The sequence below is a fragment of the Roseovarius halophilus (ex Wu et al. 2025) genome (assembly GCF_047086965.1).
The window spans coordinates 1-9,960 of the sequence record NZ_JBKOTX010000200.1 but is presented as its reverse complement, the minus strand read 5'-3'; the positions used below and the strand labels follow the sequence as shown (position 1 = coordinate 9,960).

The window sequence follows — 9,960 nt, the reverse complement described above, 5'->3', positions numbered from 1 at the left end:
GCCGCGGCGCGCGCAAGGCGGGGCGGCAGGCGCGGGACGTGACGATGCTGCCCGCGCTGAAGCGGGGGCTGCCCCTGACCGAGCCGATGGACGCGGCGCAGGTGGCGCGGGTCGATGCGGCCTCGATGCACATTCTCGAGAATACGGGCGTGGTCTTCCGCGACGAGATCGCGCTGGAGGACTGGCGCGCCGCCGGCGCCAAGGTGGTGGGCGAGACGGTCTACCCCGACCGGGAAATGGTGCGCGAGCTGATCGCGACGATCCCGGAGACCTTTACCTACCACGCGCGCAACCCGGCCAACAACCTGCCCTTCGGGCGCGATCACGCGATGTTCGTGCCGATGACCGGGGCGCCCTACCTGCGCGATCTGGACGACGTGCGGCGCAACCCGACGCTGGCGGATCTCGCGGATTTCCACAAGCTGGCGCACATGTGCGCGGGGCTGCACAGTTCGGCGCATCACATCGTCGAACCCTACGACCACCCGATCAGCCAGCGGCACCTGCGGATCACCTACAGTTCGATGAAGCACTCGGACAAGACGTTCATGGGCATGACGACCAGCCCGAGGAACGCCGAGGACGTGCTGGAGATGTGCGCGATCCTGTTCGGCGCGGAGTTCATGGAGGATCATCCGGTCGTCACCGGCAATTGCAACGGCAACTCGCCGCTGGTGTGGGACGAAACGATGCTGGGGGCGATGCGCGCCTTCTGCCGGCGCAACCAGCCGGTGCTGTGCAGCCCCTTCGTGCTGGGCGGGGCGAACACGCCGGCCAGCGTCGCGCCCACGGTCGCGCAGCTCAATGCCGAGGCGCTGAGCGCGCTGGCCTACACGCAGATCATCCGCAAGGGGGCGCCGGCGATCTACGGGCACTACCTGAGCACGGTTTCCATGAAGTCCGGCGCGCCGATGGCCGGCACGCCCGAGATTTCGCTGATGAACATGATGATCGGGCAGATGGCGCGGCATTACGGCGTGCCGTGGCGGTCGTCGGCCAGCCTGGGCGGGGCCAAGACGCTGGACGCGCAATCGGGATACGAAAGCGCAACGACGCTGATGGCCCTGCAGATGGCCGGTACGAACTACATGTGGCATGCCGCCGGCTGGAACGAGGCGGGGATGCATTGTTCGATGGCCAAGTTCGTCGTGGATGCCGAGCAATGCGCGATGGCCCATCGCATGGCCGAGGGTATCCGCTGGGATGATTTCGACGAGGCCGTGGCGGCGGTGGCCGATATCGGCCCCGGGGGCCATTACCTTGGCCATCCGCACACGCTGGCCAATTTCCAGCGGGCGTTTTTCATGCCCGACCTGTTCGATAACAACGCGTTCGAGCAATGGCAGGCCGAAGGCGCGATCGAGACGCATGCGCGCGCATTGAACCATGCCCGGGGGTTGCTGAAAGACTACGAGGAGCCCAGGCTGGACCCGGCCGTGGACGAGGCGCTGCGCGACTACATCGCCCGGCGCGAGCGCGAGATCCCGGCGGCCGACGCGCTGAACCAGGAGCATTGATGGAAACCGGGCTTCCATATCTCGATCTGGCGGATCCGGGCTTCTCGACCCGGGGGGCCGAGGTGCTGGCGGCGCGCGACGCGCATTGGTGTGCCGAAACGCCCTACGGCCTTGCCGTGCTGCGCTATCGCGAGGCGGGGCGCATCCTGCGCGACAGGCGATTCCGGCAGGGCAGCCACAACTGGCCGGACACCGTGGGCATCAAGGGGCCGTTCGCCGATTTCTGGCGGCAATCGGTGATCGGGCAGGAGGGCGCGGCCCACCAGCGGATGCGCGCGCTGGCCGTGCCCGCGCTGAGCGAGGATTACGTGCGCGGCCTGATCCCCGTGTTCCGGCGGATCGCGCGCGACCTGTGCGACGAATTGCGCCGGGCCGATCGCTGCGAATTCCAGTCGGCATTCGCCGAGCCGTTCGCGGGGCAGGCCATCACCACGCTGCTGGGCATGGAGCGCGAGGCATGGCCGCTGGTCGCGCACAACGCCGCCGACCTTGGGCTGGCGATGGGCGTCGAGGCTCCGAAATACGAGGCACGGTTCAACACCGCCTGCGGAACGCTGTTCCGGCTAGCCGACCAGTTGGTCGCCAAGGTGCGCCGCGGCGAGGATGACGGCAGCTACGTGGCGCGGATGGTGGCGGCGTTCGACCGCAACGGCGATTGCAGCCACGAGGAACTGCTGAATACCATCGTGATCTCGATCTTCGGGGGCGTTGATACCACCCGCGCGCTTATCGGGCTGGGCCTGTCGCTTTTCATCGAGAACCCGGCCCAGTGGCGTGCCCTGCGCGCCGATGCCGGGCTGATCCCGGCGGCCATCGAGGAATTCATCCGCGCCCGCCCGACCACCACGTGGGCCACCCGCGAGGCGGTGGAGGACGTGGAGATGAACGGCCGGGTGATCGCCAAGGGAACGGTGCTTCACCTGCTGGTTCACGCCGCGGCCCGCGACCCGGAGATCTGCGACGACCCCGCCTTTGACATCACGGCCCGGCGGCGCCGTCATTTCGGCTTCGGCGGGGGCGCGCATCACTGCATCGGGCATTTCGTGGCGCGCACGGACATCGCCGCCGCGCTGGGGGCGCTGCGCGAAACCTTTGCAACGGTGGAATACGACGGGGCGCCCGAATGGCTGCCCGACAGCGGCAACACGGGCGCGCACCGGCTGCCCGTCCGCTACACGCTGGTGACCTGAGGATGCCTGCCCATGAAAGTCACGCGCCTGCCCGTTGACCCCGGCCCGTCCGGGTGGAACGAGATACTGCAGGCGGCCGGCCCGGCCGACGTGCTGGATGACCGCCTGACCGCCGACTGGCTGGTGATCGGCGCGGGGTTCGCCGGGCTGGCCGCGACGCGCCGGCTGGCGCAGCTTGACCCGTCGGCGCGGATCGTGCTGCTGGAGGCAGGGCGCGTGGGCGCGGGGCCGGCGGGACGCAACTCGGGGTTCATGATCGACCTGCCGCACGACCTGTCGTCGGACGATTACGGCGGCGCGGTACAGGCCGACATGGCGCAGACGCGCGCCAAACGCGCCGGGATAGACTTCGCAGCGGAAATGGCCGCCGAGTACGATCTGGGCGAGGAAGCCTTCGCCCGGGTCGGCAAGACGAACGCGGCGGCGACGGAAAAGGGGCACCGGCACAACCTCGATTACGCCGCCCACCTTGCCGAGATGGGCGAGCCGCGCGACATGCTGGATGCCGCCGACATGCGCGCGCTGACGGGCACGGAGTACTACCGCAGCGGCGTCTACACGCCGGGGTCGGCGATGATCCAGCCCGCGATGTTCGTGCGCGGCGTGGCGCGGGGGCTGCGGTCGAACCGGGTGCATGTTTTCGAGGGGTCGCCGGTGGTCGAGCTTGTGCGGCAGGGCGACTGGGTGGCGCGGACGCCCCGGGGGGCGGTGACGGCGCCCAAGGTCATCCTCGCGGTCAATGGCCATGCCGAGAGCTTCGGGCAGTTCCGGGGCCGGCTGCTGCACGTGTTCACCTATGCCTCGATGACGCGCGCGTTGAGCCGGACGGAAAGCGCGGCGCTGGGCGGTGCGCCGCGCTGGGGCGTGACGCCGGCCGATCCGATGGGCACCACCGTGCGGCGCGTCCGCGGCACCGGCGGTGACCGGATCGTGGTGCGCAACAGGTTCACCTGCGATCCGTCGATGACGGTGAGCGACCGGCGCATCGCGCGGGTGGGGCGTGACCATGACCGCGCCTTCGCCGCGCGTTTCCCGCAGCTTTGCGGCGTGGAGATGGCCTATCGCTGGGGCGGGCGCCTGTGCCTGAGCTGGAACGGCGTGCCGGCGCTGGGCGAGATCGAGGAGGGGCTGTACTCGGCGTGCTGCCAGAACGGGCTGGGCACGGCCAAGGGCACGCTGCACGGCAAGCTGATGGCGGAACTGGCGGCCGGGCACAGGTCGGCCCTGCTGGAGGCCGTCACGGGGCAGGACGCGCCCCGGCGCCTGCCGCCGCTGCCGTTCACCTTCGCCGGGGCGAACGCGGTGATGCGGTGGGGCGAGCACAAGGCCGGCGCCGAGATGTGAGCCCGGCGGGCCGCGGCCTATCCGCCGGCGGTGCCGCGGTAGCGAAACACGCCCGTGCCCCGCGCGACGCAGGTGCCGAGGTCATCTGTCACCGTGGCCTCGGCGAAATAGGTCTTGCGGCCGCCGCCGGTGTGCCGCGCTTCGGCGATGAGGCGGGTACCGGTGGGCTGTGCGGTGTGGTTGACCGTCATCGACAGGGTCAGCGCCATCTGCCGGCGGTCGGGATCGCCGGTATAGCACCCCGCGAAGCCCATCGCCGTGTCGAGCATCGTGGCGTGCACCCCGCCATGCGGCAGGCCCTGCCGGTTCGTCAGGTGCGGCGCGAGCGGCAGCTCGACCCGCGCGAACCCGTCGTTCCACGCGGTGAGCTCGAAGCCGAGATGTCGTGCCAGCGCCGACGGGGGTTCGGAGCGTTTCGGATCGGTCGCATCGGTCATGGGCGGGCACCCTCCGGCCCCGGGCGGGCCGCGGCGGTGTCTGGGTCGGGGCACGACGGGGCCTGCTGCATGGCGGTCGGGTGTCCTGTGCGGGGTCGGGTCCGTCCTGACGGTGGCATGAAACCCCGCGCGGATCAATCTGCCGGGTGGGCGGCCGGGGGCGGCGGGTTTTTCGGCTTGCCGGCCGTGCGCTTCCGGGGCTTACTCCGCTCCGGAGGAGAAAGGCGGGACATCATGGCGCGATCCGATAACGTGACGGGGGCCTTGCTCATGACGGGGTCGATGGCGGCGTTCACGCTCAACGACACCTTCATGAAGCTGCTGGCCGGGCAGGTTCCGCTGTTCCAGCTGCTGGTCCTGCGCGGGGTTCTGACCACGGCGTGCGTCGGGCTGCTGGCGTGGCGCACGGGCGCGCTCGGGGCGCGGCTGCCGCGGCGGGAATGGGGGATCATCGGCCTGCGCATGGTGGGCGAGGTCGGCGCGGCGTATTTCTTCCTCACGGCGCTGTTCAACATGCCGATCGCCAATGTCACCGCCATCCTGCAGGCGCTGCCGCTGACCGTCACGCTGGCCGCCGCCGTTTTCCTGCGTGAACCCGTGGGCTGGCGCCGGGTGACGGCGATCGTGGTCGGGTTCGTTGGCGTGCTGCTGATCGTGCGGCCGGGGGCCGATGATTTCACCGCCTATTCCTTCTACGTGCTGGCGGCGGTCGGGTTCGTGACGCTGCGCGACCTGTCCACGCGGCGCCTGTCGCGAGACACGCCGAGCATGTTCGTCACCTTCGTCACCTCGGTCTCGGTCATGGCGTTCTTCGGGCTTGCCGGGCTGGGGGCGGACTGGGCGCCGATGGACGCGCGGGCCGTCGGCCTGACCGTGGGCGCGGGGGTGATGGTCGTCGGTGGGTACCTGTTCTCGATCATGGTGATGCGCGTGGGCGAGATCGGCGTCATCGCGCCGTTCCGGTATACCGGGCTGATCTGGGCGCTGGTGCTTGGGCTTGTCGTGTTCGGGGAATGGCCCGACCCGGTGACCCTGCTGGGCGCGGCGATCGTGGTGGGCAGCGGGTTGTTCACACTGTATCGCGAAATCCGACTGGCGCGGAAAACGCGGCTTTCACCCGGTCCTCGTCCACGTTGAAGCGGTGCCGGAACAGGGCGCGCTGGTCATCGTCGATGGCTGACAGCGTGCCGCTGGAGTCACCGGCGGCCGAATCGTTGTCGTCATGCGCGGCGCGCAGGTACATCAGCGGCTTGGGGTGGATCAGCGTCGGCATCGTGTGGTGCAGCTTGTGGTGGGCGAAGTTCATCACGGTCTTGCGCACGCCCTGCCGGAACCAGACCGCCAGGCCGCAGGCCCAGAACCCCGTCTGCAGCTGGCGCGCGGCGATGCCCTGCGCGGACAGGCGCACCGCGAAGCCGCCGCTGTATTCCACGGCCATGCTGCGCCAATTGCGCCGCAGGCTCTGCGTATGGCGCAGGAACCAGCGCAGCCCGCTGACGAAATTCGTGGCAACAGCGTCGTCATCGTCGAGGCGGAACTGCACGGATTCGGGCGCATCCGGCCCCAGCGCCTGCGTGATGGCGGCCTGCATCGCGGGGCGATGACGCATCGGCGGGCTTTCCACGATGCGGATTTGCGGCATGCCCGCCGTCAGGTCGTGCAGGCGGTCGCGATAGCGTTGCGGCAGGCTGTCGCCGATCAGCACGAGGAAGGTGAAATCGGGATCCGTCTGCGCGGCGATGGACGGCAGGGTGAGGCATTCGAAATGGCGGAAGCGCAGCGCCATCCGCTCCGGCGCGTAAAGGTACGCCTCGCGCGCCTCGATGGTGTCGTGCATGCGCTTGAACCCGCCCACGGCGGGGTAGGAGAAGCGGCATATCCCGATGACGCGCATGTGCATTCCCGACTTGCGTTGCCACGCCCTGATGGTGACAAACGCCCGTGTCGGGAACAAGGCGAAACCGGGGCGCGGGATTGGCCCGCGACGCCTGCGGTGGCCCGGCCGCGCCCCGCGTGGTGACGGCTGTTGACAAGCCCGGCGACTCCCCCTATACGCCGCTGCATCCCGGCAGGGGTTGTCCCCGTGGCCGATATCAGAACTGTAGTGGTCATGATCCGGGCGGTGACGCCCCGATCCTCTGGATGCCCACCGCGTCGTGCCTGAGTCATCGGGTGACGATTGCGGTGTTTGCGTTTTGCGGACGCGTAGGGCGCGACGTTAGGAGAAACCGCACGGGTGATCCGTGCAGACACATGTGTTGAGAACGGGGAAAGAGACCCAATGCCAACGATTCAACAGCTGATCCGCAAGCCGCGGCAGCCGAAAGTGAGAAGCCAGAAGTCCATGCACCTGCAGGGGTGCCCGCAGAAGCGCGGCGTTTGCACGCGTGTCTACACCACGACCCCGAAAAAGCCGAACTCGGCCATGCGGAAGGTCGCCAAGGTGCGCCTGACCAACGGTTTCGAGGTCATCAGCTACATCCCCGGCGAAAAGCACAACCTGCAGGAACACTCGGTGGTGCTGATCCGCGGCGGCCGTGTGAAAGACCTTCCCGGTGTGCGCTATCACATCCTGCGCGGCGTGCTGGACACGCAGGGCGTCAAGGATCGGAAACAGCGCCGCTCCAAATATGGCGCCAAGCGTCCGAAGTAAGAGGATTACGAGATGTCCCGTCGTCACGCCGCTGAAAAACGCGAGATTCTGCCCGACGCCAAGTATGGCGACCGGGTGCTGTCGAAGTTCATGAACAACCTGATGGTGGACGGCAAGAAGTCCGTCGCCGAGAAGATTGTCTACAACGCGCTCGACCGCGTCGAGAACAAGGTCAAGCGCGCACCGGTGGAATTGTTCCACGAGGCGCTCGACAACATCAAGCCCGCCGTCGAGGTGCGGTCGCGCCGGGTCGGTGGTGCCACCTACCAGGTACCCGTCGAGGTGCGCCCCGAACGCCGCGAGGCGCTGGCGATCCGCTGGCTGATCACCGCCAGCCGGGGCCGCAACGAGAACACGATGGAAGAACGCCTCGCCGGCGAACTGCTGGACGCTGTCAACAGCCGTGGTTCGGCCGTGAAGAAGCGCGAGGACACACACAAGATGGCCGAAGCCAACAAGGCCTTCAGCCACTACCGCTGGTAACCCTTCAGAGGCTCTGTACCCATGGCACGCGATTATCCGCTCGAACGCTACCGCAACTTCGGCATCATGGCGCATATCGATGCAGGCAAGACCACCTGCAGCGAGCGCATCCTGTTCTACACCGGCAAGTCCCACAATATCGGCGAGGTGCATGACGGCGCCGCGACGATGGACTGGATGGAGCAGGAGCAGGAGCGCGGCATCACCATCACCAGTGCCGCGACGACCACCTTCTGGCAGCGTCAGGAAGACCCCACCAAGGAAGGCACGTCGGACACCAAGTTCCGGATGAACATCATCGACACGCCCGGCCACGTGGACTTCACCATCGAGGTCGAGCGGTCGCTGGCCGTTCTGGACGGCGCGGTTGCCGTTCTGGACGCCAATGCCGGTGTCGAGCCGCAAACCGAAACCGTCTGGCGGCAGGCCGACCGGTACAAGGTGCCGCGCATCGTCTTCGTCAACAAGATGGACAAGCTCGGGGCGGATTTCTACAACTGCGTCCGGATGATCGAGGAGCGTACCGGCTCCAAGGCCGTGCCGGTGGCCCTGCCCATCGGGGCCGAGCATGACCTGGAAGGCATCATCGACCTCGTGACCATGGAAGAATGGGTCTGGCGCGGCGAGGATCTGGGATCGACGTGGTATCGCCAGCCGATCCGCGACAGCCTGAAGGACACCGCCGACGAGTGGCGCGCCAAGCTGGTCGAGAACGCCGTCGAAATGGACGACGACGCGATGATGGCGTATCTCGACGGCGAGGAGCCCGAGCCGCAGCAACTGCGCGAACTGGTCCGCAAGGGGTGCCTGTCGCTCAGCTTCGTGCCGGTGCTGGGCGGCTCCGCGTTCAAGAACAAGGGCGTGCAGCCGCTGCTCAACGCGGTGATCGACTACCTGCCGAGCCCGCTCGACGTGGTCGACTACATGGGCTTCGCCCCCGACGACGAGACCGAGACGCGCACCATCGCCCGCCGGGCCGACGACGAAATGCCGTTCTCGGGTCTCGCGTTCAAGATCATGAACGACCCGTTCGTGGGCAGCCTGACCTTCACCCGCATCTATTCGGGCATCCTGCGCAAGGGTGACACGGTGCTGAACGCCACCAAGGGCAAGCGCGAGCGCATCGGCCGGATGATGATGATGCACTCGAACGACCGGACCGAGATCGAGGAAGCCTTTGCCGGCGACATCATCGCGCTGGCCAGCCTGAAGGACACGACGACGGGCGATACCATCTGCGATCCGAAAGCGCCGGTCGTGCTGGAAACCATGAGCTTCCCCGACCCCGTGATCGAGATCGCGGTCGAGCCCAAGACCAAGGGCGACCAGGAAAAAATGAGCCAGGGCCTGCAGCGCCTCGCCGCCGAGGACCCGTCCTTCCGCGTGGAAACCGATCTCGAGTCGGGCCAGACGATCATGAAGGGCATGGGCGAGCTTCACCTCGACATCCTGGTCGACCGCCTGAAGCGGGAATTCAAGGTGGACGCCAACATCGGTGCGCCGCAGGTCGCCTATCGCGAGACGATCGGCCACGAGATCGAGCATACCTACACCCACAAGAAGCAGTCGGGCGGCTCGGGCCAGTTCGCCGAGGTCAAGATGATCATCTCGCCGACCGAGCCGGGCGAAGGCTACAGCTTCGAGAGCCGCATCGTCGGCGGCTCGGTGCCGAAGGAGTTCATCCCCGGCGTCGAGAAGGGCATCGAGAGCGTCATGGACAGCGGGCCGCTGGCCGGGTTCCCGGTGATCGACTTCAAGGTCGCGCTGATCGACGGTAAGTACCACGACGTGGACTCCAGCGTGATGGCCTTCGAGATCGCGTCGCGGATGTGCATGCGCGAGGGCCTGCGCAAGGCGGGCGCCAAGCTGCTGGAGCCGATGATGAAGGTCGAGGTGATCACGCCCGAGGAATACACCGGCTCGATCATCGGCGATCTGACCAGCCGTCGCGGGCAGGTCAGCGGCCAGGAACCGCGCGGCAACGCCATCGCCATCGACGCCGATGTGCCGCTCGCCAACATGTTCGGCTATATCAACACGCTACGCTCGATGTCGTCGGGCCGCGCCCAGTTCACGATGCAGTTCTCGCATTACGATCCGGTGCCGGCGAACATCAGCGAAGAGATCCAGTCGAAATTCGCATAACCGTCGGTGCGCCCTGAGGGCGCACCCTACACCCCACCGTAGGGTGCGCAGGGTTGCGCACCGCACGACAGAAGAAAGAGGGAGCCGATACAATGGCAAAGGAAAAGTTCGACCGTTCGAAACCGCACGTGAACATTGGCACGGTTGGTCACGTTGACCACGGCAAGACGACGCTGACGGCAGCGATCACG

10 protein-coding genes are annotated in these 9,960 nt (G+C 67.5%); 8 read left to right on the top strand and 2 right to left on the bottom strand.

Translation table 11 applies throughout. From position 1 onward, the window contains the following. The 3 genes from ACH107_RS26515 to ACH107_RS26505 all read left to right on the top strand — a co-directional run. Nucleotides 1-1,517 (top strand): trimethylamine methyltransferase family protein (locus tag ACH107_RS26515; RefSeq protein ID WP_412508643.1); only part of this gene is annotated, 1,517 nt, incomplete at its 5' end. Continuing rightward, complete coding sequence (locus ACH107_RS26510) at nt 1,517-2,707, top strand: cytochrome P450 (RefSeq protein ID WP_412508642.1); 1,191 nt, start codon at nt 1,517-1,519, stop codon at nt 2,705-2,707. The genes ACH107_RS26515 and ACH107_RS26510, both read left to right, overlap by 1 nt. A gap of 12 nt (nt 2,708-2,719) precedes the next feature. Beyond that, nucleotides 2,720-4,051 (top strand): NAD(P)/FAD-dependent oxidoreductase, encoded by a 1,332-nt coding sequence (locus ACH107_RS26505; RefSeq protein WP_412508641.1) that lies wholly within the window; start codon nt 2,720-2,722, stop codon nt 4,049-4,051. Nucleotides 4,052-4,068: 17 nt separating this feature from the next. Here ACH107_RS26505 and ACH107_RS26500 read toward each other — a convergent pair whose 3' ends face one another. Further along, nucleotides 4,069-4,488: a PaaI family thioesterase gene (locus ACH107_RS26500; protein ID WP_412508640.1), complete on the bottom strand. Its 420-nt coding sequence runs from the start codon at nt 4,486-4,488 to the stop codon at nt 4,069-4,071. Between the two features lie 234 nt (nt 4,489-4,722). Between ACH107_RS26500 and ACH107_RS26495 the strand changes: the two genes are divergently transcribed. Then, a complete protein-coding gene (locus ACH107_RS26495) occupies nt 4,723-5,625 on the top strand; it encodes a DMT family transporter (protein WP_412508638.1) in 903 nt (300 codons plus the stop codon). Here ACH107_RS26495 and ACH107_RS26490 read toward each other — a convergent pair. Continuing rightward, entirely contained in the window at nt 5,558-6,382 is an 825-nt protein-coding gene (locus ACH107_RS26490; protein ID WP_412508637.1) for a glycosyltransferase, read from the bottom strand. The two genes, ACH107_RS26495 and ACH107_RS26490, sit on opposite strands and share 68 nt — an antisense overlap. A gap of 387 nt (nt 6,383-6,769) precedes the next feature. Here ACH107_RS26490 and rpsL point away from each other — a divergent pair, with 387 nt between their 5' ends. From rpsL to ACH107_RS26470, 4 genes are all read left to right on the top strand, one after another. Further along, a complete protein-coding gene (gene rpsL / locus ACH107_RS26485; RefSeq protein WP_412508635.1) occupies nt 6,770-7,141 on the top strand; it encodes a 30S ribosomal protein S12 in 372 nt (123 codons plus the stop codon). 12 nt (nt 7,142-7,153) lie between these two features. After that, entirely contained in the window at nt 7,154-7,624 is a 471-nt protein-coding gene (rpsG, locus tag ACH107_RS26480) for a 30S ribosomal protein S7 (RefSeq protein WP_412508633.1), read from the top strand. 21 nt (nt 7,625-7,645) lie between these two features. Continuing rightward, the gene (gene fusA, locus ACH107_RS26475) at nt 7,646-9,769 is read left to right on the top strand and encodes an elongation factor G (protein WP_412508632.1); all 2,124 of its coding nucleotides are present in this window, start codon (nt 7,646-7,648) and stop codon (nt 9,767-9,769) included. 92 nt (nt 9,770-9,861) lie between these two features. Continuing rightward, on the top strand, nt 9,862-9,960 hold a 99-nt coding region (locus ACH107_RS26470; RefSeq protein ID WP_397542489.1), incomplete at its 3' end, for a GTP-binding protein.

Coding starts and splice junctions, on each gene's coding strand:
- ACH107_RS26510 (WP_412508642.1), top strand. CDS start 1,517: ATGGAAACCGGGCTTCCATATCTCGATCTGGCGGATCCGGGCTTCTCG.
- ACH107_RS26505 (WP_412508641.1), top strand. CDS start 2,720: ATGAAAGTCACGCGCCTGCCCGTTGACCCCGGCCCGTCCGGGTGGAAC.
- ACH107_RS26500 (WP_412508640.1), bottom strand. CDS start 4,488: ATGACCGATGCGACCGATCCGAAACGCTCCGAACCCCCGTCGGCGCTG.
- ACH107_RS26495 (WP_412508638.1), top strand. CDS start 4,723: ATGGCGCGATCCGATAACGTGACGGGGGCCTTGCTCATGACGGGGTCG.
- ACH107_RS26490 (WP_412508637.1), bottom strand. CDS start 6,382: ATGCGCGTCATCGGGATATGCCGCTTCTCCTACCCCGCCGTGGGCGGG.
- rpsL (WP_412508635.1), top strand. CDS start 6,770: ATGCCAACGATTCAACAGCTGATCCGCAAGCCGCGGCAGCCGAAAGTG.
- rpsG (WP_412508633.1), top strand. CDS start 7,154: ATGTCCCGTCGTCACGCCGCTGAAAAACGCGAGATTCTGCCCGACGCC.
- fusA (WP_412508632.1), top strand. CDS start 7,646: ATGGCACGCGATTATCCGCTCGAACGCTACCGCAACTTCGGCATCATG.